Below are 25,890 nucleotides of genomic sequence, written 5' to 3'. Positions count from 1 at the left end.
TGCCCTCAGCCGCCTGTGCGGTCGGCGCGCGCACCGTGTCGGCGACCGTGGCCGTCGTGCTCTGCGTCGTCTCGGCCGCGATGCTGGGCGCGGCGCCCGCCGTGGCACTGGGTCCGCCGACGATCGACCCCGGGGCGCTGGTGCGTTCGGCGCCGGTGGCACCGCCCGGGCCCACCGAGCAACGGACCCTGTGCGCCACCACCGTTCCCGCCGTCGGCCAGTCATCGCCGAGCGCCGCGCAGGAGATGATGAACCTCCCCGAACTCTGGCGCATCAGTCGCGGTGGCGGCCAGCGGGTTGCGGTCATCGACACCGGCGTGACCCCCAATCCCCGGTTGCGCCGCGTGCAGGGCGGCGGTGATTACGTCTCCACCGGCGACGGACTCTCGGACTGCGACATGCACGGCACCCTCGTCGCCGGCCTGATCGCCGGTGCACCCAGTGCGAACGACGCCTTCGCCGGAGTGGCCCCGGACGCATCGATCATCTCGATCAGGCAGTCCAGCAACACCTTTCAGGCGAAGAACGACCGCAACGACGACGATCCCCGCGTCGGCGGCGGATACGGATCGGTGCGCACCCTGGCCAATGCGGTGGTCCGCGCCGTCGATCTGGGTGCCACGGTCATCAACATCTCCGAGGTGGCGTGTGCTCCCGCGGGCACCAAACTCAACGACCGCTCACTGGGCGCCGCGGTCCGCTACGCCTTCGACCGCAACGTGGTGGTCGTGGTGGCCGCGGGCAACCTCACCCGCAGTTCGGCGTGCGGCACCCAGAATCCGGCACCCCTGGGCGACGACCCGCTGGGTTGGAAATCCGTCTCCACGGTGGCCAGTCCCGCCTGGTTCTCCCCGTATGTGCTGACGGTGGGGTCGGTGGACGCGGGCAGCGGCGCGCCGAGCGATTTCAGCCTGCACGGCCCGTGGGTGAGTGTGGCCGCGCCGGGCACCGAGATCGTCAGCGTCGACGGTTCGGGGCGGCCGGTGTTCGCACAGCAGGATGCGCAAGGGCCGGTTCCGTTGCGCGGCACCAGTTTCTCCACCGCGTACGTGGCGGGCTTGGCGGCGCTGATCCGTGCATCGCAGAAGGATCTGACGGCGCGGCAGGTGATGGATCGGATCGTGCGGACCGCGCACGCTCCCGGCCCGGGGCACGACACGGCCATCGGGTACGGCGTGATCGATCCCGTCGCCGCGCTCACCGCGGAACTCGCGGCGTCGCCGGCTCCCGACGCCGACACCCCGCACCCGATCGCCGCGCCCGCGACGGCACCGGCGCCGGACCACACGGCACGCACGGTCGCACTGATCGGGGTGGGCGCGGCCGCGGTCGCGATCGTCGTCGTGCTCGCGGTGTCGTTACCGCACCGACGGGTCCGCACGCTCGACCCGGACGAGTACTGATCGCGCCGACTTCACGCACTACTGCCGTATTTTCGTGTCACCTGGCGACACGAAAATACGGCACAAGGGCGTTCGACGCCGCCGCAGAACCTAGTTCGCGGTGCGGGCCGGCCGCAGTTCGCGGGGCAGTGCGAAGGTGAGTGTCTCCTCGGCGGTGGTCACCTTCTCGACGGTCCCGAAGCCGTGTTCACCGAGCAGGTCGATGACGCCGCGGACCAGCACCTCGGGAACCGACGCACCGGAGGTCACGCCCACGGTGTCCACGTTCTCCAGCCAGGCGGGGTCGATCTCGCGCGCGTAGTCGACCAGGTGTGCCGCCGACGCGCCGTTCTGCAGCGCGACCTCCACGAGACGCACCGAATTCGACGAGTTCTTCGATCCCACCACGATCACCAGGTCGCAGCTCGGTGCCATCGCCTTCACCGCCACCTGACGGTTCTGCGTCGCGTAGCAGATGTCGTCGCTCGGCGGGTCGTTGAGCAGCGGGAACCGCTCACGCAGTCGCCGCACCGTCTCCATCGTCTCGTCCACCGACAGCGTGGTCTGACTCAGCCAGATCACCTTCGATTCGTCGCGCACCTCGACACGGTCGACGCTGTCGGGACCGTCGACGAGCTGGATGCGCTCAGGCGCCTCACCGGCGGTCCCCTCGACCTCCTCGTGGCCCTCGTGACCGATCAGGAGGATGTCGTAGTCGTCGCGGGCGAACCGCTTGGCCTCCTGATGCACCTTGGTGACCAGCGGGCAGGTGGCGTCGATGGTCTGCAGATTCCGTGCGGCCGCGGTGCGATGCACCTCCGGGGACACGCCGTGTGCGGAGAACACCACGATCGCGCCCTCGGGCACCTGATCGGTCTCGCCGACGAACACCGCGCCCCGTTCGGTGAGCGTCTCCACCACATGCCGGTTGTGGACGATCTCCTTGCGTACGTACACGGGGGCACCGTGCTTGTCGAGGGCGCGTTCGACGGTCTCGACCGCACGATCGACCCCGGCGCAGTAACCACGCGGTTCGGCGAGCAGGACACGTTTCGGAACGGACATGAGACCAAGCGTACGGGTTTGGTGACCTCCGGGTTGGTGCCCGCTGTGTCAGATGGCAGAGTGTGACCATGGTTCGCGCACCGTATCCGGCTCGCATCGCCGCAGGTCTACTCGTCGTGGCGATCGAGGAAACCCGCAAGCTGCCCACACTGCTGTTCACCCTTCCGATGACGGCGGTCAGCCAGACCCTGCAGGCGGGGATGAAGGCCCAGCAGGGCATCGCCGAACTCGCGATCAAGGGCGACGAGGCCATCGAGTTGCTCTTCGACCGGCCCGCCGAGCAGCCCGAATGGGCCCGTTTCGACGAGGACGAGGCCGACGAGATCGAGGCCCCCGCGCCGCCTGCGGAACCGAAACCCCGGGCAGCACCCGAACCGAAAGCGGCGCCCACACCGACAACCGCATCCACGGCGAAACCCGCAGCAAAGGCGAAACCCGCGGCAACGGCGAAACCCGCGGCAACGGCGAAGAAGGCCGCGGCCGACCCGGCACCCACCGCGCGCGCCGACGCCGGGCGGTTCGCGCTGTACAGTTCGGCCCCCGCCGAGCTCATCGAAGCCGATGCCGCCGCCCACAAGGGCGCCGCCCAGACGGACGAGAACTCCGTATCCGACGTCGACAAACCCGAGATCGTCGACTACATCGAATACGACTCGTTGACCCTCGCCCAGCTACGCGCCAAGCTGCGGTCGGTGGGCGTCGACGATCTCACCGCACTCGCCGACTACGAGAAGGCCACCCGGGACCGGGCACCGTTCCTCACCATGCTCGACAACAGGATCGTCGCGCAGAACAAGCGCCACACCCCCACGTGACAGGTCCCACCCCCGGCCGTGGCGAACACACGGCGTCGAGCAACTCCGCCGACAATCCGTGGCCGGTCCGCACCGTCAACCGCAAGATCGGCGACTGGGTGCACCGGCTCGGTCAGATCTGGGTGGAGGGCCAGGTGACCCAGATCTCGCCGCGGCGAGGCACGCGGCTGTCGTTTCTCACCCTGCGTGATCCCGCCGCCGACATCTCGATCACCGTCACCTGCAACCCGGACCTGCTGGCCCGCACCGAGGTGCCGCTCAGCGAAGGCAGCCACGTGGTGATGCTCGGCCGACCCGAGTTCTATCCCGGCCGGGGCACCATCTCGCTGCGGGTCACCGACATCCGGCCCATCGGCATCGGACAGCTGCTGCTGCGCATCGAACGGCTCCGGCAGCTGCTGGCCGCGGAGGGACTGTTCGACACGCGGCTCAAGAGACCGCTGCCCTTCCTGCCGCGTGCGGTGGGCCTCATCTCGGGCCGTGCCAGTGCCGCGCAGAAGGACGTGATGAGCGTGGCGGCCGGCCGCTGGTCGTCGGTGCGTTTCGAGGTGCGTGATGCCCCCGTGCAGGGGCCTACCGCGGTGGCGCGCATCCTCGCTCAGCTCGCCGACCTCGACGCCCATCCCGAGGTCGACGTGATCATCATCGCCCGCGGCGGGGGCAGCGTGGAGGACCTGCTCCCGTTTTCCGACGAGGCGCTGCTGCGCGCGGTCGACGCCTGCGTCACCCCGGTGATCAGCGCCATCGGCCACGAACCCGACACCCCGCTACTCGACCTGGTTGCCGACGTCCGCGCGGCAACTCCCACCGACGCGGCCAAACGGGTGGTCCCCGACGTGGCCGCCGAACTCGCCGGAGTCGCGCAGATGCGCGCCCGTGCCGCGCGCGCCCTGCGCAACTGGGTGTACCGCGAGGAGCATCGGCTGGCGGGGCTGCGCGATCGTCCGGTGCTGGCCGACCCATACTCGATGATCGACCGGCGTGCCGAACGCGTCGACCGGATGCGCGCCGACATCCGCCGTGACGTCACCCGGCTGCTCGACACCGAGGAACGCCGTCACGAACACCTGTCGGCCCGGCTCGCCACGCTGGGGCCCGCGCAGACCCTGGCCCGCGGGTACGCCGTGGTGCAGCGCGTCGATGGCCGTTCACCCGTGGTGGTGAGTACGGTAGCGGACTTGCCCGCGGGTGCCGAACTGCGTATCCGGGTGGCCGACGGCGCCGCGCCGGCCAGGGTCACCGACGAGAACACCCGGGACGAGAAGAGGAGTCAGTCGTGAGCGATCCGGCGAAAGGCAAGTCCGTCAAGGTGATACCGGTGACGGAGCTGGGTTACGAACAGGCCCGCGACGAACTCGTCGAGGTGGTCACCACGCTCGAACGCGGTGGCCTCGACCTCGACTCGTCCCTGGCCCTCTGGGAGCGCGGCGAGGCACTCGCCGACCGGTGCGAGGAGCATCTGACCGGCGCGCGCGAGCGGATCGAGGCGGCCCTGGCTCACGAGAACGGCGAGCCAGACGAAACCGGCGACGGCACAGACGAATTCGACGACGACGACGAAGACGATGACGACGAGAACGCAGACGACGAGGACTGATCCGGGCTTCGGAGCAGTCCTAGCAGGCCGGGCGGAACGAATCCGCCGACGCCCGTGTCCAGTCGTCCATCCACGATGACGGCGGGTCCACCAGAAGCTGGTCCACACACAGCCATTCGAAGATCTCGGCGTAGGAACGCTGCTCGGTGGACGACACCCGCTTGCGCAGCAGATGCGGATTGAGTTGTGCCGGATCGGTGATCCCCATCGAGGCCATGATCCGCATCGCCTGCGCCACGGTCGCGTGCTGGTAGCGGTACACCCGCTCGCTCTTGTCGTCGACGTCGAGTGCTCGTGCGCGGCGCGGGTCCTGGGTGGCCACGCCCACCGGACAGTGGTTGGTGTGGCAGCGCTGCGACTGGATGCAGCCGGTCGCCATCATCATCGAGCGGGCGGCGTTGGTGTAGTCGGCTCCCTGGATCAGCCGCTTGACGATGTCGTTGCCCGAAGCCACCTTGCCGCCGGCGCCCAGGCGTATCCGGTCGCGCAGCCCGGTACCCACGAGGGCGTTGTGCATGGTCATCAGGCCGTCGGTCAGGGGTAGCCCGATGTGGTCCTCGTATTCCAGCGGCGCCGCGGCGGTTCCGCCCTCGGCGCCGTCGATGATGATGAAGTCGGGTGTGATCTGTTCGCTGCGCATCGCCTTGCACATGGCCAGTACGTCGACGCGCGACCCGACGCACAGCTTGAACCCCACGGGTTTGCCCCCGGAGAGTTCCCGCAGGCGCCCCATGAATGCCATGAGTTCACGCGGCGTGGAGAACGCCGAATGTGCTGCGGGACTGACACATTTCTGTCCCACCGGCACACCGCGGTACTGCGCGATCTCCGGGGTCACCTTGGCTCCCGGGAGCACACCGCCGATCCCCGGTTTGGCTCCCTGGCTCAGTTTCACCGAGATGGCCTTGATCTCGTCGGTGGCCGCCTTGTCGGCGAACTGCACCGGGTCGAAATGCCCGTCGGCGGTGCGGGTTCCGAAGTAGCCCGATCCGATCTCCCAGATGAGGTCCGCCCCGCCCAGGTGATACGGGGTCAGTCCGCCCTCACCGGTGTCGTGGGCGAAACCACCCTTGCGGGCGCCGTTGTTCAACGCCCGGATCGCGTTCGCGGAGATCGCACCGAAACTCATCGCCGACACGTTGAGCAGCGCCATGTCGTACGGCTGGGTGCAGTCGGGTCCACCCACCCGCACCCGGTAGGGCTCGGCGGGCGGATCCACCGGCGCCGAGGAGTGCACCAGGTGCTCGTAGCCCTCGCGGTCGATGTCGCGTTCGGTGCCGAAGGCCAGTTCGGCGGCGGTGCCCTTGGCGCGTTCGTAGATCAGCGAGCGGGTGTCGCGATCGTACGGCCGGCCGTCGAAGTTGCGTTCGATGAAGTATTGCTGGATTTCCGGACGCAGCCCCTCCATCAGGAACCGCGCGTGCCCGAGCACCGGATAGTTCCGCAGGATCGAGTGGCGTCGCTGCACGAGGTCGTACACCCCGACCGCGGCGAGCAGGGTGAGCAGCACCGCGGGAATGATCCAACCCCACGGTCCCGCAACGGCGGCCACGATCGATGCGACGGCCAGCACCACGAGGGCGGCCACGGCGAGCACACGAGTCACGGTGGGACTGTACCCACCCGTGCGTCGCGGTTGGGCGTTTAGGCCAACCTAGCCCGTCCGGGACAGCGGTTGCTGGGCGAGCACGGATGCCGCCATCGTCTCCATGTCCGAATCGGGGCCTTTGGACATCACGGCGATCCGCACGTCACCGAGGTCGGTGATCCAGAATTTGTCGCCGTCGTAGGTGGAGTAGGTGACCCATTTGTGGCCACCGATCTGCCGGACACCGGTCCCCGACGACACGTCGTCGCCGCCGAGTTCGCCGACCAGGGCGTCCTCGCTCGCATCGGTCTGGGTGAGTTGCAGGTAGGCACCCGGTGCGGTGATCCACCCGACATTGCTCGACTGCTTGCCGGCGATCTCGCCGGTGCTGCCGGAGTTGGGTTTCCATCCCTGCGGGGTGGGTGGACGGCGGATCGGGAACGCCATCACGCGGGCGTCGGCGGCCAGACCGTTGTGCACGTCGTAGGCGGGGGTCCGGTCGTCGGATGCCGTTCCGGTGAGTCCCACCGAGCAGTTCTGCGACGCGATCGCCACCAGGGCGCACACCGCCAGCAGCGGGATCAGCGTCCAGATCATGTCCTTGCCGCCGATCATGATGCGCGGTTTGCTCGCCATGGCATCCGAGTATCCCAGACATCCGAATCGCGCCGTCACGGCCGGGCGGCAGCGCGTGGGCAGCGTCTCAACCTCGGGTGCGTGCACGGTCACTCGGTGTGACATGCGAAGATGAGGAGACTGAGCATCGCGCCGACGTCGAGGAGTCACCCGGACATGTCCCCTTCCATCAATCAGGCCCCCGATCGCAATCTGGCAATGGAATTGGTCCGCGTCACCGAGGCGGCGGCGCTGGCCGCCGGACGGTGGGTGGGTCGCGGTGAGAAGAAGAAGGGCGACGGCGCGGCCGTCGACGCGATGCGCGAACTGCTCTCCACGGTGTCGATGCGTGGGGTGGTGGTGATCGGCGAGGGCGAGAAGGACGAGGCCCCGATGCTCTACAACGGCGAGGAGGTCGGTGACGGCGACGGCCCCGACTGCGACGTCGCGGTGGACCCGATCGACGGCACCACGCTGATGGCCGAGGGCCGCCCCAACTCCATCGCGGTGATCGCGGTGAGCGAGCGCGGCACCATGTACGACCCGTCGGCGGTGTTCTACATGGACAAGATCGCGGTGGGCCCCGAGGCCAAGGGCGCGATCAACATCGAGGAATCCGTGGAGTGGAACGTGAACTCGGTGGCCAAGGCCAAGGGCATCGACGTGGGTGACCTGACCGTGGTGGTCCTCGACCGCCCCCGCCACGCCGACCTGATCGGCGAGATCCGGCAGGCGGGCGCCAAGATCCGGCTCATCTCCGACGGCGACGTGGCCGGTTCGATCGCCGCCGCAGGCGATTACAGCACCGTCGACATGCTGATGGGGGTGGGTGGCACCCCGGAGGGCATCATCACCGCCGTCGCGATGAAGTGCATGGGCGGCGAGATCCAGGGCAAGCTCTGGCCGCGCAACGAGGAGGAGCGCCGCAAGGCGATCGACGCGGGCCACGACCTGAACCGGGTGCTGGGCACCGACGACCTGGTGCGTGGCGAGAACTCGTTCTTCTGCGCCACCGGCGTGACCAACGGCGACATGCTGCGCGGGGTCACCTACCGGCCGACCGGCGCCACCACCCGATCGCTGGTGATGCGCTCCAAGTCGGGCACCATCCGGCGCGTCGAGTCGGTGCACAAGACCGCCAAACTGCGCGAGTACGCCCGCCTCGACCTCGGCTGAGCGTCCCCGGCCCCGCGAGGTCCTGAGTACTCTTCGCCTGTGCCCACCGCATCGGCTTCGTCGGATCGTCTCCTCGCGTTCACACTGCTCGCGGCAGCGGGATTCCTCGACGCGATCGCGTTCACGGTGCTCGGAGGCTCCTTCGTCGCGTTCATGTCGGGTAACACGACGATCCTGGGCCAATCGGTCGGCACCGGCCACTGGCATCCGGCGGCGCTGGCCGGCGCGCTCATCGCCTGCTTTTTCCTCGGCAACGTCCTGGGCAATGTGATCACCCGGTGGGGTGGGCCGCGGCGGCATCTGGTGCAGACGTCGACCACGGCGGCGTCGGCAGCACTCGGCAGCCTCGTGGCCACCACCGCATCACCCACCGCAGGCCTCATCCTGGTGGCGATCAGCGGCGGCATGATCAACACCACGCTCTCGCGGTCGTCCGACATCCACGTCGGATTGACCTATGTCACCGGCACATTGGTGAAAGCGGCGCAGCAACTGGTGTACGGCCTCAGGACCGACACCCCGTGGCAGTGGGTGGGCACACTGTTCGCGTGGCTCGTGTTCGCCGGTGGCGCAACCGCCGGCGGGATCGGCTACCGGACGCTCGGACTGTCGGCGATGTGGATCGCGGTCGCGGGCCTCGTCGTCGCGATCGCACTCCCCCGGCGCCCCGACTGAGCCGCCGGCCATCCAGCCGAACCACCGATCAGCCGAACCGCCGCATGCCGGTTCGCGGGCCACTTTCCGTCGACGCGGCGAGGTCGAGCACCTCGCCGAATCCCGCGACGATGCAATCGGCGAACAGGTCCGGCTCGGTGATCGATGCACCGTCGCAGTTGAGCCCCAGACACGCCGTGCCGTTGTGCGTGATCATCGTGGCCATCACCGCACATCCGGGCAGCGGGCCGAACGGGAAGAGCCGCTCCACCTTTGCCCCGGCCACGTAGGTCTCCCACGGGATGCCGGGCACGTTGCTGGCCTGCAGGTCGTTCTGACTGGTGGCGCCGCTGAACTGCCCGAGCAGACCACCGGGAACCCACGCCAGGAGCGGACCGAGGGCGTTGAAGATGTCGACGGCCGGTTCGGTCCGGGCGGCGCGCACCTGTTCGCGGATGGTCAGCACCCGTTCGAAGGGGTCGTCGATACCCATCGGTCCGGCGAGCCTGCCCACCGCGATCCGGTTGCCGCCCTCGGGATCCTCGGGACGACGCACCGAGATGGGGATGGCGACGGGGATGGCATCGACGGTGCTGCCGAGCTTTTCGTGATAGATGCGGAATCCGCCGATCAGGCCACCGAGGTACACGTCGTTGATCGACGCGCGGGTGGCGGTCGCGGCCGCCTTCAGCTCGGTGAAGGGAACCTCGAAGGCGAGGAACCGCCAGGACAGGCTCCGCGCGGCGAGCAACGGTGATCCGGGCGGGTTGACCATCCCCGCCACCCGCGGCACCGACCGCCCGTACCGCAGCACCTTGCTCAACGCGCGTTTGGGATCGGTCAGCGCCCACGCGCCCCGCAGCGCGGTTTCGACGCGGTAGGGCACGTGGGAGAGTTCCTCGCCGACCTGCCGGCGCAGTACTTCGAGGGCCGAGATGTTGGTGGGCGCGGGCACCGGCGGCTGCGGTTTGTCGGTCATCGGCTCGCGCGATCGCGAATGCAGTTGCGCGAGAGCCAGAATCGCGCCCAGTCCATCGGTGAGCGCGTGGTGGGCCTTGGCGAAGTAGGCGGCCTTGCCGTCGGCGAGACCCACGATGAGATAGCCCTCCCAGGGCGGGCGCGCCGGGTCGAGGGCGGTCATCGCGAGTTGTTCGCAGGTCGAGAGCAACTCGCGCATCGAGCCGTCCCCGGCCAGCCGGATCCGCCGGACGTGATAGTGCAGATCGAATTCGGGGTCCACCGACCAGCTCGGGGTGCCGGTCCGCAACGGTGATTCGATCACGCGCTGCCGGAAGCGCGGCGCCATGCGGCTGCCCCAGTCGTGGGCGGCGAGCAGGCGATCCCAGTCGGGTTCGCAGTCGTAGATCTCGAGCATTGAGATCGTGCCCCGCAACCGGCGGTCGGAGTCACCGCGCCACATCACGGTGTCGACCGGACTCATGTGGGGTTCGGTGCCCCACGACAGGGGCTGATCGTCGCTCATCGGGCCACCTCCACGGTCGCGGCCGACTCGGGGTCGGAGAGGGAGTGGTCCGGCCACTCGGCGAGCGTGGTGATGAACATCTGCCGGACCTCCTCGGCGTGCTCGCCGATGTCCTCGGTGCGCCACGCCGACGTGTCGACGGGCGGCAGCACCTGCACCTCGACGGTGCCCGGCGCCACGAGTTGCGCACCGCGCCACATCAATTCGCCCACATTGCGCAGGACCACCGGCACCACCGGCACGCCGGCCTGCATCGCGATGTGGAACGGTCCCTTCTTGAACGGCGCCACGCGCGGGGTGGGCGACCGGGTGCCCTCCGGAGCGACCACCAACGACATCCCCTCGTCGCGTAGCGCGCGCACCGCGGGCTCGAGCTGGTCGATGGCCTTGCCCGCGTCGGCCCGGTCGATGAACACCAGTCCTGCCGCGTCGAGGATCTGACCGAACACCGGTAGCTGCTGGATCTCACGTTTGGCCACCCCGGTGGCGCGGTGGCGCACCAGGTGGATCAGGACGGGCAGATCCAGCTTGGACTGGTGGTTGAACACGAAGACGCACGGACGGCTCTCGGTGAGGTTCTCCTCGCCGGCCACCACCTCGACCTCCACCCCGGCCAAGGTGAGCCCCACGTCGTTGCCTCCGGCGATACCGGTCTGCATCATCTCCACCGAATGACCCCGGCGCACGAGTCCACCGACGACACCCGCGGCCGCGCCGGTGAGGAAGGACCCGTACATCGCGCTGGTCCGCAGCACCATGCCCAACCTGTTGTGTGTGGGATTGCGCAGGTCAAGGATCGGCCAGCCACGTTCCTGCGCCTCACGGCGCAGGGTCCGCCCCGGCGAGACGGCGGTGGGGTGCCCCACACTCTCCAGGTAGGGGATGTCCTCGTTGCCGTCGCTGTAGGCGAAGGACGCGTCGAGGTCCATGTCGTAGCGGCGTGCCAGCGCCCGCACGGCGGCGGCCTTTCCGGGCCCCCACAGCGGCCGTCCCAGCACCTCACCGGTGACGACGCCGTCGATTACCTCGACGTCGGTGGCCAGCGCGTGGTCGGCGTCGATCTCGCGGGCGATGGGTTCGATCTGAAAGCGGGTGGCCGACGACGCCACCACGATGCGGTGACCCATCTGGCGGTGCGCCTGGAGGATCTGCCACATCTGCGGCCGGATCTTGGCGGCGGTTTCGCGCCGGAACAGATTGTCCCCCATGGCGATGAGCTCGTCGTAGGTCCGGCCGGCGAACGTCGGTTTGGTGGCTTCGAGGACTTCGGCATAGTCCTGTTCGGACTCCACGCCGCGCAGCCCGATCAGCATGAAGTCGGCGACCTCGCCCAGACCGAACTGCATGCTGCGGATCCGTTCACCGAAGATCGCTGTCGCCGAAAAGCCCTCGATCAGCGTGCCGTCGTAATCGAAGAACGCGCCGATCTGCTTGCCGCGCGGTGCCGAACGGATCTCGTCGAGGCGGTCCTGCAACGCGGTCATCACGCGGCCCGCAGGTGTTCGGCCTCGATCGTGGCGATGAGCGCGAGTCGCTCACGCATCTCCTCGACCTCGGCGAGCCAGAGTCTGCGTCCGGCCGCCACGTCGCCTCCGGCCGTGCCACCGGGTCCGCCGGAGTCGACGAGTCCGCGGTTGTCGGCCAGCCGGAACGCGGCATCGTAGAGTTCCTTCGACACCGAATCCTTGCTCCGCACAACACCTTGCATCGCCAGCTGGGTGCCGAGGCCGAGACAGTCGGCGATCAGTTGGTCCTTGTCGACGGCCGCGACGTCGGTGGCCACGAGGCGGCGCGCCACCACCAGTTGCGCGTCGAAGAACGGCTGCAGCGTCCGTCGTGCGAACAATGCGCCCGACGTGGCGCGGAAGGTCTCGTCGAGCCACGTGGCGGTCGGCGCCACTTCCCGCCACTCGGTGGAGACGAGGTCCATCTCGAGGCCGAGCCGATGCAGGAACTCCTGCTTGGTGGGGAAGAAGAACTCGAACTTCAGCAGGTCGCGGATACGCAGGCATTCCTCCTGCGATGCGAGCAGGGAGGCCTCGCGATCGGCATGCGGCTCCCGTTCCACCGCGGCAATCAGCGCGAGCTCGACGATCGCACGTCCGACGAAATGATGCAACGCCCCGTTGCGGTAGTAGGCGGCCACCGGCTCCCGGTTGAGTGCGATCGACCAGACCTCGTCCTCGCCGCCGCGGAAGTTGGTCAGAACCCCGGCGGCGGTGAGCTCCCGCAACGTGGACAGCAGGCCGAGGCCGCGGCACAACGCCGGGTCAGGACCGGGCAGCCCGCGCGCATCGACGTAGTGCAGTAACGGTGCGAGGATGTGCTCGATCTCGGAGGCGGTGTACGCCCGATTCCAGGCCCCGAGAAGAGCGAACCCGACCAGCGAGGTTGCCGAGATCGGCGTCGCGGCGTTGATCTCGTCCATCACCCGGAAGGCGATCTTCTCCAGCTTGGCCGGGTCGTCGGCGTTCTCGGCGATGGCCTCACGCAGCGAGAAGGGCTCACCGAAACGCACGCGCGCCTCTCCGGAGTACTTGCGTTGCGCCTTTGCGTACTTCAACAGCCACGTCATGTCCTCGGGCTTCTTCACGCCACCGGCGTTCTCGCGAGCGATCGCGGAGATCTCCTGGAGCTGGTCATACACGATCGAGGTCGGTACCACCATCATGTCGGGACCGTCGAGCTGTTCGACGGCGTCCACCACGTACCGGAGCAGGCCCAGCATCGGTGGCCGCAGCTTGCCGGTACGGCTGCGACCGCCCTCGATGTACCACTCGAGGTTGAATCTCTTCTCGACGATGAACGAGAGATACGACCGCATCGCGAACTTGTAGATGGGATCCTCACCGAACTTCCGACGAATGAAGATCATGCCCGCGCGACGAGCGACCGGTGCCACCGGCCACAGCGCCAGGTTGTTGCCGCCGAGTACGAGATTCGGCGGGAAGTCGTGGCCGCGCAACGCCTCTGCAAGCACCAGCGGATCGACGTACGAGCGGTGCGAGGGAAGGAAGATCAGACCGTGGGTCTTGTTGAGGCCGCGCAGCTTTCCGAGCGTGTCGAGATCGACGGCGATCGTCCACGTGCGTTGGTAGAGCTGCCGGAACACCGAGGAGAAGATGTCGTCCATCAGCCGGCTCTGGGTGGCGACGAACGTCGACATCTTGTCGATGGTCTCGTGCTTCACCGCGGTCACCGGCCGACCGAGTTCGGCGGCGAGCTTCTCCGCGCTCGCCCGGAACCGCGCCGACGAGCCGATTTGTTGAGCGACCAGTTTGGGCACCTTGTAGCGGTCGCCGATGAGCTGCCGTTCGGCGCGTTCGGCCGACAACGACGCCTGCAGACCGACGAACTCGGCAAAGTCCTCACCCTCGGCCGACGACTGATCGTGACGCTTCCGCAGCTCTTCGACGGTGGCCGCTTCTCCCGCCACCACCCGGACGCGGTCAGGTGCGCGCTTGCGGATCGACGCCTGCCGGAAGGCCGGAGGACGTCGCGGATTGGACAGCGCGAGCACATCGGCAACCGACACCCGCCGCTCCCCCTTGCGCACCGGCGGAAGCCAGACCACCCGCGCAGGAATGAGGACGGTGTCGGGGTCGAGACGGTTCGGGTCGATCTCGTCGACGGTCTCCATCACGGCGTGTGGATGTCTGGCCGCCACCCAGTCGGCCACCACCTCCCGTTCGCAGTCGGTACGGACCTCGGCAAGCACGATCTCCTCCATAGCTGACTCCTCCCACCGGGCCCTTCACCAACCCGCATCGGATCACTTACTACACGCCATTGTGATTCATCGCACACTATCGCCTCAATGCTCCCCGCCGCACCGCGGGACCCTGCGCGGACCCCTCGCTCCGCCGGGCCCGCATCCGCGACGTTGGAGTAGCCGGGACGTTGGAGTAGCCGGGACGTTGGAGTAGCCGGGACAGCGGGTTCGCCGGCCGCCGCCGGATAACGCGTAATCGACTACGCGCGCCCACCCGTCACCCGCGCCGCAGTCTCGATGGGACACCACAACCGACGCGAACGGCGAGAGACACCGATGGCAGAGCACACGGAGACCGCGACCGGGCACATGGATTCCTCGACGGGGCACATCGAGGCCACCCTGGGCCGCCGGGCCAAGGTGATCGAGTGGCTGCGTCGCTACCTGCCATTGGAGATCAGCGGCTGGGTCGGCGAGTTGGGGGCGGCGTGGGTCGCGTACGCGTCCACCGGGTCGCTGGTGGTCGCCGCCGTCGCCGCCACCGTGGGCTCGTCGGTCGGGTACTACCTACCCGCATACGTGAACGCAGTGCGCTGGACGTGGCCCACGCTGGCCGGCCGGACGATGTGGACGCGGGTCGCGCTGGTCAACGTCATCGCCCTGCGCAGCCTGGCCGTCGAATTCGGCATCGGTGAGGTCATCGACAGCGTCGTGGTCCGCCCCGGCCTCTACTACCTCGGTCCGATCCTGCTCCAGAACACAGTGGCCGGATGGGTCGTCGGCGGATTCATCGCCGACGCGACGTTCTACGTCTGCACGATCTTCAGTTACGAGCGGTTCGGACGCTGGCTCGCACACCCGCTGGCCAAGCGTGACGAGAACGCCGAGCAGACCGCTGCGGCGACCGATCCGTCGTCGGCAACCGACCCGCAGGCCGAGGATCTGGTGGCGTGATGACCACCACGTCGGCGCCGGTCCACGACAGCACAGCCGGGTTGTCGGCGGCTCACACACGCATCCTGGACTTCCTGGAAACCGAACGGCCACCCACGCCGTGCCTGGTGGTCGACCTCGACACCGTGCGTCGACGGTTCCGGGCGATGCGTGCCGCGTTCCCCACCGCCACACCCTTCTACGCGGTGAAAGCGAACCCGGCGATCGAGGTGATCGATCTGCTGGTGGCCGAAGGGTCGGCGTTCGACGCGGCCGGCGTCGCGGAGATCGACCGGTGCCTGAGCCGGGGCGCGGCACCGGAGACCATCTCCTACGGCAACCCCATCAAGAAGCCGCGCGACATCGCCCACGCCTACCGCCGAGGCGTCCGGACGTTCGTCTCCGACAGCGCCGAGGACATCCGGTCGATCGCCGACCACGCCCCGGGCAGTGCGGTGCTCGTGCGCATCCGCACCGATCCCGGGCGCTCGGCCATGCCGTTCGGCCGCAAATTCGGGTGCTCCCCGGACCTGGCTGCCGACCTGTTGCGGCTCGCCCACCGCCTCGGTCTCCAGGCGCGAGGAGTCGCATTCCACACCGGATCACAACAACTCGATCCCGACGCCTGGAACGCACCGATCGGTCACGCGGCATCGGCATTCACCCGATTGCGCACCGAGGGAATCGAATTGACGACGCTGAACCTCGGGGGCGGCTTCCCCGCGCACTACCGCGAACAGCCCGCACCGTTGTCGACGTTCGGGCGGTCGATCGGGGCTACCGTGACGGCGCACTTCGGCTCGCACGTGCCGGAGCTGATGATCGAGCCGGGACGGTCGATCGTGGCCGACGCGGGACTCATCCGATCCGAGGTGGTCCTGGTGACCCGTCGCGATCGTGCCGGCGGCCGTCGCTGGGTCTACCTCGACATCGGGCGGTACAGCGGACTGGCCGAGACCGAGGGTGAGGCCGTCGCCTACCGGCTGCGGACCGGCGCCGACCACGGCCCAAACGGCCCGGTGGTGATCGCCGGACCCACCTGCGACGGCGAGGACGTGATCTACCAGCACACCCCGTATCGACTGCCGTTGGCGCTCGCCGCGGGCGACCACGTCGACCTGCTGTGTACGGGCGCCTACACATCGAGCTATTCGTCGGTCGAGTTCAACGGATTCGCGCCGCTACCCACCTACTGCCTCTGAGATACGACCTGCCTCTGAGATGTGAAGGGAGAACACCGATGACCGAGATCGCCTGTCACCCGATCGACCGCGCTGCGGGCCCGCGCGGTCCGCCGGGACGTGATCCGCCGCGGAGAGACCGACGCGCCCGGACCGGAGCGGGCGGTGATCGCATGAACGGCCGCTCGGTACCGGAGCCCGTGGCCCCGGGCATGACCCGGCACTGGGCCATCGGCGACGTGCTGGTGGACACCCGGACGGCATACCAGCACCTGCTGATCGCCCGGACCGCCCAGGGGATCTCGTTGTTCTGTGACGACGACCGGCAGAGCACGGAGTTCAGCCAGCTGACCTATCACGAGGCACTGATGGTGCCGGCATTTCTGCTGCCGACCGTGTGGAGCGGGTGCTCATCGACGGGTCCAGGGAGAGTGTGGCCTCTCAGATGGCGGTCGAGACCGGCGCCACAGTCGTCGACCACGTCGACATCGACGAGCAGGCCGTACGTGTGTGCGCGCAGTACCTGCCCTACGGGTACTCGCCCGGGGAACTCGCCGCCACGGAAACCGGCGACGGCCCGATCCGCATGCATTTCGTCGACGGCTTCTCGCACATCGCCACCACCGCCGAACGCTACGACGTGGTGGTGGTCGATCTACCCGACGAACGCGACGAGGCCGCGCAACACAACCGTCTGTACGAGACGGAGTTCCTGCGCCTGTGCCGGGCGCTGCTGCGCCCCGGTGGCGTATTCGTCTCCCAGGCCGGATGTCAGACGCTGTGGCGCAACACCACCCTGATCCGGATGTGGCAGCGCTTCCACACGGTGTTCGACTCGGTGACCTACTACGGCTCCGACGAGCACGAGTGGGCCTACCTCTTCGGTCGCGTCGATCCGGTGGACGATCCGGCGGCGCTGATGTGCGCCAGGCTCGCAGCATGCGGCTACCGCCCGCGCACCATCGATGCACTCGCACTGATGGGCAACGGTGTTGCGCCGATCAGTGTGCGCCGCGCCCCGTTGGCGGTCGAGGCCTGAACTCCCAACTCCCCTTGCGCAGCGCGCTGACCGGCCGCGATAGGATTCAAGGGTGAGCGCAACAGCCCCCGCGCCGGAGTTCCGCTATGCCGAATTGCTGCCCTCCGGCGCCGACGAGACCCCCTACCGACTGATCACCACCGAGGGGGTGTCGACGTTCGAGGTCGACGGCCACCGCTTCCTCCGGGTGGCCCCCGAGGCGCTGCAGCGGCTGACCGCCGAGGCCATGCACGACATCGCCCACTACCTGCGCCCGGCGCATCTCGCGCAGCTCCGCAAGATCATCGACGATCCCGAGTCGTCGGGCAACGATCGTTTCGTGGCGCTCGACCTGCTCAAGAACGTCAACATCTCGGCGGGTGGCGTGCTGCCGATGTGCCAGGACACCGGCACCGCGATCGTGATGGGCAAGAAGTCCGAGGGCGTCCTGACCGGCGTCGACGACGGCGAATGGATTTCCCGGGGGGTGTACGACGCCTACACGAAACTCAACCTCCGGTACTCGCAGCTGGCCCCGCTGACCACCTACGACGAACGCAACACCGGTACCAATCTGCCTGCGCAGGTGGAGATCTACGCCACCGAGCAGGGCCCCAAGGGGCCCGAGTACAAGTTCCTGTTCATGGCCAAGGGCGGTGGGTCGGCGAACAAGTCGTTCCTGTTCCAGGAGACCAAGGCCATCCTGAACCCCGACCGTCTGCTCACCTTCCTCGACGAGAAGATCCGGTCGCTGGGCACCGCCGCGTGTCCGCCCTATCACCTGGCGGTGGTGATCGGCGGCACGTCGGCCGAGTTCGCGCTCAAGACGGCGAAATACGCGTCGGCGCACTACCTGGACACGCTGCCGACGGAGGGATCGATGTCCGCGCACGGTTTCCGCGACCTCGAACTCGAACAGAAGGTGTTCGAGCTCACCCAGTCCTTCGGGATCGGAGCGCAGTTCGGCGGCAAGTACTTCTGCCACGACGTGCGGGTGGTGCGCCTGCCGCGTCACGGCGCGTCGTGCCCGGTGGCGATCGCGGTGTCGTGCTCGGCCGACCGCCAGGCCCTGGCCAAGATCACCGCCGACGGGGTGTTCCTCGAACAGCTCGAAACCGATCCCGCGCACTACATGCCCGACGCGGGGGTCTCCGAGCACATCGAGGGTGGCGCGGTGGTCGAGATCGACCTGAACCGGCCGATGCCCGAGATCCTCGCCGAACTGTCGAAACACCCGGTCAAGACGCGGCTCTCGTTGACCGGCCCGCTGGTGGTGGCCCGCGACATCGCGCACGCGAAGATCAAGGAGCGGCTCGACGCGGGCGAACCCATGCCCGACTATCTGCGCGACCATCCCGTCTACTACGCCGGTCCGGCCAAGACGCCCGAGGGCATGGCGTCGGGTTCGTTCGGTCCCACCACGGCCGGGCGCATGGACTCCTACGTCGACCAGTTCCAGGCCGCCGGCGGGTCGATGGTGATGCTGGCCAAGGGAAATCGCTCGACGAAGGTCACCGACGCCTGTCACCGTCACGGCGGCTTCTACCTCGGTTCCATCGGCGGGCCGGCCGCCCGCCTCGCGCTCGACTGCATCAAGAGCCAGGAGGTCATCGAGTACCCCGAACTCGGCATGGAGGCGGTGTGGAAGATCGAGGTCGAGGACTTCCCGGCGTTCATCGTCGTCGACGACAAGGGCAACGACTTCTTCACCGACCCCGGCGGCGCCGTGACCGTCCCGCTCGGTGTCCGCGTCCGGTCCTGACCGCAGGGCTTGTGCCGTAGATCGGTGTCGCCTGGTGACTCGGATCTACGGCACAGGCGGGCACGAGGGACACCGGGAGGCCGATCCGGTCCACCCGTGCGATCGGAGTACCTGCCCGACCTGGTGTGCGGTCGCACATGCACGGCCGAACACCTGTCCCCAGCCCAGTCGCAGCGTCTGGCGCGCGGCACCGACCGCGGCGTCGAGGTCGCGCTGCAGATCACGGTCGCGCTCTCGGGGTCCGTCGTGCCCCGCGCGTCCGTCGAGTTCGACGACCACTCCCCATTCCGGATAGTCGACGTCTCGAAAACCGCGGCGGCCGACGGTGGTCGGCGCCTGTCGTCGGGGCGACGGAAGACCATGTGCGCGTTCGATTCTGCGGAGATACCCGTGCTCGAGCACCGAACACGTCCCGTCCCGAACGTCGTGGAGCACGTTCACGATCAGATCGCGACGGCGCATGCGTGGTCGACGCCGCGTTGCCTCGATCAGCCTGGTGGCCGTCGTTGTTCGCGCGTTGACGGCCTCGGTCAGATGGCCGACGACGTCGAGTTCGGATGACGCGGCGTCGGCGAGGTCGAGTACTGCTTCCTCGACGCGTACGCGGGGCGGGTCGGTGTGCCACAACACCCTGTCGTCGAGCCGGGACGCGTAGTGGACCACGACCCCCGGTCGTCGCGTGATCCGGCGCGACCGGTCGACCACGATGTGAATGACGCCCGCGGCTCGTTCGTCCAGGGTTGCCGGCGCGGATCCGTGTGCCGGCCCAGATCCGGGAATCAGGGCCGACGAGTGACTCAAGGCCGCGGGGTATGCGTCGAGTACTGCAGCCCAGGCGCGCTGCCGCCACGTCAACGGCCCTGTGTGGTTGACGTAGACCCCGGGGTAGACGGTGGCCCATTCGCGTCGGCGCACCATGCGCCGGATGTCTGCCGCCGAGAAACCTCCCGCCATCGCCTGGCCGCGGGTGATCACACCATGCTGCGTGCGCAGCAGATCGTCGACGTGTGACAGTGCGGTCCGCAGGGGCGAGGTCATGCCCGACAGTGTCGCCCGCTTTCCCTCCGTGATCGGCCCGCCGACAAGCTTGTGGACAACTTCGTCGTCCGCGAGTGCTTGTGCCGTACCTTCGTGCCGCCTGGTGACTCGGAAGTACGGCAGATCGCCGGCCGAGTAGCGTTGCGTGAGGACACCCTGACTTCATCGATGAGCCGGAGGATTGGCACGCCATGACCGAACAGCAGTACCGCATCGAGCACGACACGATGGGCGAGGTCAAGGTTCCCGTCGACGCGCTGTGGCGCGCACAGACCCAGCGCGCGGTCGAGAACTTCCCGATCAGCCACCGTCCCCTCGAACGCACCCAGATCCGCGCCATGGGACTGCTCAAGGCGGCATGCGCACGGGTCAACGAAGACCTCGGCCTACTCGACCCGGCCAAGGCCGACGCGATCGTCGCCGCGGCCACCGAGATCGCCGACGGCCGCCACGACGACCAGTTCCCCATCGACGTGTTCCAGACCGGCTCGGGCACCAGCTCCAACATGAACACCAACGAGGTGATCGCCTCGATCGCCGCGGCCAACGGCGTCACCGTGCATCCCAACGACGACGTCAACATGTCGCAGTCGTCCAACGACACGTTCCCCACCGCCACCCACGTCGCGGCCACCGAGGCCGTGGTCACCGATCTGATCCCCGCGCTCGACCATCTCCGGCTCGCACTGCTCGCCAAGGCCGAGGAGTGGCGCGACGTGGTCAAGAGCGGCCGCACCCACCTGATGGACGCCGTGCCGGTGTCCCTCGGGCAGGAGTTCAGCGGGTACACCCGTCAGGTGGAGGCCGGCATCGAGCGGTTGTTCGCCGCGCTGCCCCGCGTCGGCGAGGTCCCGATCGGCGGCACCGCGGTGGGTACCGGACTCAACGCCCCCGACCACTTCGGCAGCAAGGTGGTCGCCGAGCTCGTCAGGCTGACCGATGTGGACGCGATCACGTTGGCCACCAACAACTTCGAGGCCCAGGCCGCCCGCGACGGCCTGGTGGAACTGTCCGGAGTGCTCAAGACCATCGCCGTCTCGCTGACCAAGATCGCCAACGACGTCCGCTGGATGGGTTCGGGACCGCTCACCGGCCTCGCCGAGATCCACCTGCCCGACCTGCAGCCGGGCAGTTCGATCATGCCCGGCAAGGTCAATCCCGTTCTGCCCGAAGCCGTCACACAGGTGGCCGCACAGGTCATCGGCAACGACGCGGCGGTCACCTGGGGCGGGGGCAACGGCGCGTTCGAGCTGAACGTGTACATCCCGATGATGGCGCGCAACGTGCTCGAATCGCTCAAGCTGCTCGCCAACGTGTCGCGACTGTTCGCCGACCGCTGTATCTCCGGGCTGCAAGCGAACACCGAACGGTTGCGCACCCTCGCGGAGAGTTCACCGTCGATCGTCACACCCCTCAACAGCGCCATCGGCTACGAGGAGGCGGCCGCCGTCGCGAAGCAGGCCCTCAAGGAACACAAGACGATTCGGCAGACCGTCCTCGACCGTGGGCTGGTGCCGGACAAGCTGAGCGAGGCGGAACTCGATTCCCGGCTCGACGTGCTCAAGATGGCCAACCTCGACCACAAGCGCTGAGCCGTTTAACCACTGTGCCGTATTTCGGTGTCACCTGGTGACACCGAAATACGGCACAGACTCATGAGCGGTCGCTATTTGGTTCCGAGCAGCCCCGGCAGCAGGTTGACCAGCTGGGTGAGCAGATCGGTCAGCGCTCCGCCCCCGAGGATGTCCGACACTCCCGGGACCGACGGCGCCGGCGAGGCACCCCCGGGCGGAGGGGTGGTGGTCGGCGGTGTGGTGGTCGGCGGCGTGGTGGTCGAGGGCCCGCTGCCGGTCGGGGCCGACGCGTTGACGCCGATGGTGATCTTCGGGTGCTTGGCCGGATCGAGCCACGTCAGCACCTTGCGCATGTCTTCCCGGTCGATCGCCACACAGCCCTGGGTGGGCTCGTTGTTGGTCACGTGCAAGAACATCGCCGACGCCTTGCCCGGCACCCGCTGCGGGTTGTGTGCGATGTTGACCGCGTAGTCGTACACCGGACCCGAGTCGTACAGGTTCTCGCTGTCGCCGCCGGGGCTCTTCGCCTGTCGCACATGCGTGTTGTAGGTCGGGGACTTCATGTTCGAGTCCCACCAATCCTCCCGGGTCGCCTGGAAGTACGGCATCTTGGTGCCCGGATTGGCCTGTCGCCCGAACGCCTGGTCGAGAGCGAAGGTGCCCTCCGGGGTGCGGGGCACGTTGTCCTTGGGTTCGCCCATCCCCTGCGCACCCAGGAATGCCTTGGTCGGCCCGATCGCCGTCTTCCACGTGTTGTCGGTGCCGCGCTCGAACGCAGTGAGCGTCGCGGTGGTGTCGGAGGCCTTGGGAGCGGTGACCACGATCAGCTGACTGCTGTCGCCCGCGGTGCCCCCCGGCTCCGACGACCCGGTGCCGGCCAGCTTGTTCAGGATCTCGTCGAGCTGCGGAATGCCGGTCTGCGGCACGCCCGACACGCTCGGCGTGACCGGTGTGGTGGGCGTGGTGGTCGTTCCCGGCGCGGCGAGCGCCTGGCCGGTACCCGCCGCGATCGCAGCCATCACCGCGAGCACCACTAGTACCAACAGTCTCATTCGCCTCATCAGTAACTTCTGCACCACACCAGTGTGACAAAAGGCAAGAGTGCGTAAGTCTCGGCATGGTCACGGTGCGGTACTGATCCCATGACGTGCCCATTGAACTTGAACTCAGTCTCAACTAATCTCTCTCTGCAGCACGTGATGTACAGCACAACCGTCGGCGGGTGTGATGTCCGGCAACAGCGCGAAGGGAACGCAGTGAGCATCGTCAACACAGTCACAGGTCCGGTCGACTCGGCAGCCCTGGGCAACGTCCTGGTCCACGAACACGTTTTCGTCCTCGGCGAGGAGTACCGGGAGAACTACCAATACGACTGGGACGAGGATCAGAAGATCGCCGAAGCGGTGCGCGACCTGACCGAACTCAAGTCGCTGGGCATCGACACCATCCTCGATCCGACGGTCCTCGGCCTGGGCCGTTACATCCCCCGTATCCAGCGCATCGCCGAGCAGATCGACCTCAACCTGATCGTCGCCACCGGCCTCTACACCTACAACGACATTCCCTTCCAGTTCCACTACACCGGTCCGGGACTGCTCTTCGACGTCGACGAGCCGCTCGTCACCTACTTCGTGCGCGACCTCACCAAGGGCATCGCCGACACCGGCGTGCAGGCGGCGTTCCTCAAGTGCGCCATCGAGGAACCGGGCCTCACCCCCGGCGTGGAGCGCGTGATGCGCGCCGTCGGACAGGCCCACGTGCAGACCGGGGCACCGATCACGGTGCACACCAACCCGCACACCGGATCGGGTCTCGTCGCCCAGCGGGTGCTCGACGAGGAGGGCGTGGACCTCTCCAAGGTCGTCATCGGGCACTCGGGTGACTCGACCGACCTCGACTATCTGATGAAGATCGCCGACGCCGGGTCGATCCTGGGCATGGACCGCTTCGGCCTCGACGTACTGCTGCCCTTCGAGGACCGCATCAACACCGTCGTGGAACTCGCCAAGAGGGGCTACGCCGACCGGATGGCACTGGCCCACGACGCCTCCTGCTTCATCGACTGGTTCGATCCCGAGGCCAAGAAGCAGGCCGTCCCGAAGTGGAACTACCGCCACATCAGCGAGGACGTGCTGCCCGCGCTGCGCGAACGGGGCGTCAGCGACGCCGACATCACCACCATGCTCGTCGACGTCCCCCGCCGCTACTTCGAATGACAGGGCAACTTCGAATGACAGTGCCACGTCGCATCACGGGGCCACGTCGCATCACAGGGCCACGTCGCATCACAGGGCGCGCCCCGATCACCCCGACCGAGAAGGACATCGAGCCATGAGCAGTGTTGTCGCAGACCTGTGGCGCATCGCCGCACACACGCCGGAGCGGATCGCCATCCGCGACGGCGCCGACGTACTCGACTACGGCCAGTTGCGCACGCATATCGCGCGGGCCGCAGCCCGCTACCGCGATCCCGACCACCAGGGCCATAGCGTGCAACCGGGTGATCGCGTCCTGCTGATCGCACCGTCGGTACCCGATTTCGCGATCACCTACTATGCGCTGCACACGGTCGGCGCCACCGTGGTCACCATGAACGTGATGTCCACCCCGTCCGAGATCCGTTATGTGGTCGACGATTCGGAGGCGTCGCTGATCGTCGCGTGGCACGGGTGCGCGGAGCATGCGCGCACCGTGGCCGAGGAGAAAGGACTCGGCTTCGTCGAGGTGACGCCCGCCGACCGCGACCTTCGAAACGAGCCCGTCGCGGAGTACGTCGAACGTTCCGACGACGACGACGCGGTGTTGCTCTACACCTCGGGAACCACCGGCCGGCCGAAGGGCGCCGAACTCACCGTCGCGAACATCAACGCGGTGCCCATCACCTTCCGCCAGTCCCTGCAGATGACCGCCGACGACCGGTGGGCCACCGCGTTGCCGCTGTTCCACGTGTTCGGTCAGGCGGTGGTGATGCACACCGCGCTGTCGAGCGGATGCAGCCTCTCGCTGCTCTCCCCGTTCTCCCCCACCGTGTTCATGGATCGTCTGCGCGACGAGCACATCACGATCGCCTGCGGTGTGCCGACCATGTGGAACGCCATGTTGCTCGCCGGAGAGGGTTACGCGCCAGGCGATTTCGTCGATCTCCGGCTCGCCTGTTCGGGCGGCGCCTCGATGCCCGGCGAGGTGATCCGTGCCTTCGCCGACAAGTTCGGGTGCGCGATACTCGAGGGATACGGACTCACCGAGACCGCGGGCACCGCCACCTTCCGGGACCTCGCGAGTCCACCGAAGGTGGGCACCGTGGGTCCCGCCCTGCCCGGTTTCACCATCGAGGTGCGCGATCCCGACGGACACGTCGTGCCGGCCGACACCGTCGGCGAGATCTTCATCTCCGGTCCCACCGTGATGAAGGGTTACTGGCACCGCCCCGACGCCACCGCGGCCGAACTGCGCGACGGCTGGCTCAAGACCGGGGATCTCGGCTCGATGGACGCCGACGGTGATGTCCGGATCGTCGACCGCGCAAAGGATCTCATCATCCGCGGCGGATACAACGTGTACCCCCGCGAAGTGGAGGAGGTGCTCTACGAGCATCCCGACATCGTGGAGGTGGCCGTCGTGGGCATCCCCGACGACCACTACGGCGAGGAGATCGCCGCCGTGATCACGCCACGACCGGGAAGCCACCTCGACGTCGACGAATTGCGCAGCTGGGCAAAGGAACACCTCAGCGCCTACAAGGTGCCGCGCGTGTTCCAGTTCGTCGAAGCGCTACCGAAGGGCGCCACCGGCAAGATCCTCAAGCGGGCCATCGACCGGGAAGGGCTCACGGCCACTGCATGAACCCGCTCACCGCGCCGGGTGCACCTCATTCGGCGCGGTCTGCCGGGTAGACCGCGATCTCGATGAGGTTTCCGTCTGGATCGAGGCAATAGTGCGAGACGATGGAACCGAGCGCACCCGTTCGTGTCACCGGCCCCTCGGTGATCTCGACTCCGCAACGCTGCAGGTGATCACCGACCTCCGTCGCCGTCGCCGACGCGATGACGAAACACAGATCCTCCGACCCGGAGGCCACCACCCGCGCGCTCACCCATCCCGGATCGTCACCCTCGCGGGAAGCCGGTCGCAGGTTGATCTTCTGCTCCCCGAAGCGTAGGGCTGTCCGCATCTCGGCACCGAATCGTTCCACGCGCATCCCCAGAACCCTTTGGTACCAGCGGGCAGTGACGTCGATGTCACGGCAGTTCAGCACCAGGTGATCGAGGCGCGCCACACTCAGGGACATGATCGCGAT

Annotated in this window: 22 protein-coding genes; 13 read left to right on the top strand and 9 right to left on the bottom strand. The window is 67.9% G+C overall.

The genetic code is table 11. The annotated features are described in order from the left end of the window. Nucleotides 1-80: 80 nt before the first annotated feature. Nucleotides 81-1,403: a type VII secretion-associated serine protease mycosin gene (mycP, locus tag ACWDSI_RS02460; RefSeq protein WP_449755700.1), complete on the top strand. Its 1,323-nt coding sequence runs from the start codon at nt 81-83 to the stop codon at nt 1,401-1,403. Between the two features lie 90 nt (nt 1,404-1,493). Here the strand turns inward: mycP and ACWDSI_RS02455 are convergent, their stop codons facing one another. Next, on the bottom strand, nt 1,494-2,447 hold the full coding sequence (locus tag ACWDSI_RS02455) for a 4-hydroxy-3-methylbut-2-enyl diphosphate reductase (RefSeq protein ID WP_449755561.1): 954 nt from the start codon (nt 2,445-2,447) through the stop codon (nt 1,494-1,496). Nucleotides 2,448-2,515: 68 nt separating this feature from the next. Here ACWDSI_RS02455 and ACWDSI_RS02450 point away from each other — a divergent pair, with 68 nt between their 5' ends. The 3 genes from ACWDSI_RS02450 to ACWDSI_RS02440 are packed head-to-tail and all read left to right on the top strand — an operon-like array spanning nt 2,516 to nt 4,859. Further along, the gene (locus tag ACWDSI_RS02450; RefSeq protein ID WP_449746167.1) at nt 2,516-3,262 is read left to right on the top strand and encodes a lipid droplet-associated protein; all 747 of its coding nucleotides are present in this window, start codon (nt 2,516-2,518) and stop codon (nt 3,260-3,262) included. Continuing rightward, the gene (gene xseA / locus ACWDSI_RS02445) at nt 3,259-4,542 is read left to right on the top strand and encodes an exodeoxyribonuclease VII large subunit (RefSeq protein ID WP_449755560.1); all 1,284 of its coding nucleotides are present in this window, start codon (nt 3,259-3,261) and stop codon (nt 4,540-4,542) included. The genes ACWDSI_RS02450 and xseA overlap by 4 nt, the downstream gene beginning before the upstream one ends. Continuing rightward, nucleotides 4,539-4,859, top strand: a complete 321-nt coding sequence (locus ACWDSI_RS02440; protein ID WP_449755559.1) for an exodeoxyribonuclease VII small subunit — start codon at nt 4,539-4,541, stop codon at nt 4,857-4,859. The genes xseA and ACWDSI_RS02440 overlap by 4 nt, the downstream gene beginning before the upstream one ends. Nucleotides 4,860-4,878: 19 nt before the next feature. On the opposite strand, the gene ACWDSI_RS02435 is transcribed toward ACWDSI_RS02440, so the two are convergent. Together ACWDSI_RS02435 and ACWDSI_RS02430 are read right to left on the bottom strand one after the other, a co-directional pair. Further along, entirely contained in the window at nt 4,879-6,465 is a 1,587-nt protein-coding gene (locus ACWDSI_RS02435; protein ID WP_449755558.1) for an FMN-binding glutamate synthase family protein, read from the bottom strand. 48 nt (nt 6,466-6,513) lie between these two features. Beyond that, complete coding sequence (locus ACWDSI_RS02430; RefSeq protein ID WP_449746171.1) at nt 6,514-7,083, bottom strand: DUF4245 domain-containing protein; 570 nt, start codon at nt 7,081-7,083, stop codon at nt 6,514-6,516. Nucleotides 7,084-7,239: 156 nt separating this feature from the next. On the opposite strand from ACWDSI_RS02430, the gene glpX reads away from it, so the two are divergent. Continuing rightward, a complete protein-coding gene (gene glpX / locus ACWDSI_RS02425; protein WP_449746172.1) occupies nt 7,240-8,238 on the top strand; it encodes a class II fructose-bisphosphatase in 999 nt (332 codons plus the stop codon). Between the two features lie 39 nt (nt 8,239-8,277). Beyond that, nucleotides 8,278-8,913 (top strand): YoaK family protein, encoded by a 636-nt coding sequence (locus ACWDSI_RS02420; RefSeq protein ID WP_449755557.1) that lies wholly within the window; start codon nt 8,278-8,280, stop codon nt 8,911-8,913. A 28-nt stretch (nt 8,914-8,941) separates the two neighbouring features. On the opposite strand, the gene ACWDSI_RS02415 is transcribed toward ACWDSI_RS02420, so the two are convergent. The 3 genes from ACWDSI_RS02415 to ACWDSI_RS02405 are packed head-to-tail and all read right to left on the bottom strand — an operon-like array spanning nt 8,942 to nt 14,105. Beyond that, nucleotides 8,942-10,375 carry a wax ester/triacylglycerol synthase domain-containing protein gene (locus ACWDSI_RS02415; protein WP_449755556.1) on the bottom strand — a complete coding sequence of 478 codons (1,434 nt, stop codon included), beginning with the start codon at nt 10,373-10,375 and terminating at the stop codon, nt 8,942-8,944. Continuing rightward, the gene (locus tag ACWDSI_RS02410) at nt 10,372-11,859 is read right to left on the bottom strand and encodes an HAD-IB family hydrolase (protein WP_449755555.1); all 1,488 of its coding nucleotides are present in this window, start codon (nt 11,857-11,859) and stop codon (nt 10,372-10,374) included. Before ACWDSI_RS02410 ends, ACWDSI_RS02415 begins: the two co-directional genes overlap by 4 nt. Next, nucleotides 11,859-14,105, bottom strand: a complete 2,247-nt coding sequence (locus tag ACWDSI_RS02405) for a glycerol-3-phosphate 1-O-acyltransferase (RefSeq protein WP_449755554.1) — start codon at nt 14,103-14,105, stop codon at nt 11,859-11,861. Before ACWDSI_RS02405 ends, ACWDSI_RS02410 begins: the two co-directional genes overlap by 1 nt. A gap of 318 nt (nt 14,106-14,423) precedes the next feature. On the opposite strand from ACWDSI_RS02405, the gene ACWDSI_RS02400 reads away from it, so the two are divergent. From ACWDSI_RS02400 to ACWDSI_RS02385, 4 genes are all read left to right on the top strand, one after another. Then, a complete protein-coding gene (locus ACWDSI_RS02400) occupies nt 14,424-15,041 on the top strand; it encodes a hypothetical protein (RefSeq protein WP_449755553.1) in 618 nt (205 codons plus the stop codon). Continuing rightward, nucleotides 15,041-16,222 (top strand): type III PLP-dependent enzyme, encoded by a 1,182-nt coding sequence (locus ACWDSI_RS02395; protein WP_449755552.1) that lies wholly within the window; start codon nt 15,041-15,043, stop codon nt 16,220-16,222. The genes ACWDSI_RS02400 and ACWDSI_RS02395 overlap by 1 nt, the downstream gene beginning before the upstream one ends. Before the next feature lie 412 nt (nt 16,223-16,634). After that, on the top strand, nt 16,635-17,240 hold the full coding sequence (locus tag ACWDSI_RS02390; protein WP_449755551.1) for a spermidine synthase: 606 nt from the start codon (nt 16,635-16,637) through the stop codon (nt 17,238-17,240). Nucleotides 17,241-17,292: 52 nt separating this feature from the next. Then, nucleotides 17,293-18,981, top strand: a complete 1,689-nt coding sequence (locus ACWDSI_RS02385) for a fumarate hydratase (protein WP_449746181.1) — start codon at nt 17,293-17,295, stop codon at nt 18,979-18,981. A 45-nt stretch (nt 18,982-19,026) separates the two neighbouring features. Here the strand turns inward: ACWDSI_RS02385 and ACWDSI_RS02380 are convergent, their stop codons facing one another. Beyond that, nucleotides 19,027-20,019, bottom strand: coding sequence for a type IV toxin-antitoxin system AbiEi family antitoxin domain-containing protein (locus ACWDSI_RS02380; RefSeq protein WP_449755550.1), 993 nt, complete (start codon nt 20,017-20,019; stop codon nt 19,027-19,029). Nucleotides 20,020-20,210: 191 nt separating this feature from the next. On the opposite strand from ACWDSI_RS02380, the gene ACWDSI_RS02375 reads away from it, so the two are divergent. After that, nucleotides 20,211-21,611: a class II fumarate hydratase gene (locus ACWDSI_RS02375; RefSeq protein WP_449755549.1), complete on the top strand. Its 1,401-nt coding sequence runs from the start codon at nt 20,211-20,213 to the stop codon at nt 21,609-21,611. Between the two features lie 74 nt (nt 21,612-21,685). Here ACWDSI_RS02375 and ACWDSI_RS02370 read toward each other — a convergent pair whose 3' ends face one another. Next, nucleotides 21,686-22,645: a L,D-transpeptidase family protein gene (locus tag ACWDSI_RS02370; RefSeq protein ID WP_449755548.1), complete on the bottom strand. Its 960-nt coding sequence runs from the start codon at nt 22,643-22,645 to the stop codon at nt 21,686-21,688. 204 nt (nt 22,646-22,849) lie between these two features. On the opposite strand from ACWDSI_RS02370, the gene ACWDSI_RS02365 reads away from it, so the two are divergent. Both ACWDSI_RS02365 and ACWDSI_RS02360 read left to right on the top strand, forming a co-directional pair. After that, complete coding sequence (locus ACWDSI_RS02365; RefSeq protein WP_449746185.1) at nt 22,850-23,809, top strand: phosphotriesterase family protein; 960 nt, start codon at nt 22,850-22,852, stop codon at nt 23,807-23,809. A 115-nt stretch (nt 23,810-23,924) separates the two neighbouring features. Further along, nucleotides 23,925-25,436: a class I adenylate-forming enzyme family protein gene (locus tag ACWDSI_RS02360; RefSeq protein WP_449755547.1), complete on the top strand. Its 1,512-nt coding sequence runs from the start codon at nt 23,925-23,927 to the stop codon at nt 25,434-25,436. Nucleotides 25,437-25,461: 25 nt separating this feature from the next. Here the strand turns inward: ACWDSI_RS02360 and ACWDSI_RS02355 are convergent, their stop codons facing one another. Further along, nucleotides 25,462-25,881, bottom strand: coding sequence for a VOC family protein (locus ACWDSI_RS02355; protein WP_449755546.1), 420 nt, complete (start codon nt 25,879-25,881; stop codon nt 25,462-25,464). Between the last annotated feature and the right edge of the window lie 9 nt (nt 25,882-25,890).

It is taken from the genome of Gordonia sp. NPDC003429, from assembly GCF_053588575.1.
This window is presented reverse-complemented; position numbering and strand designations above follow the sequence as displayed.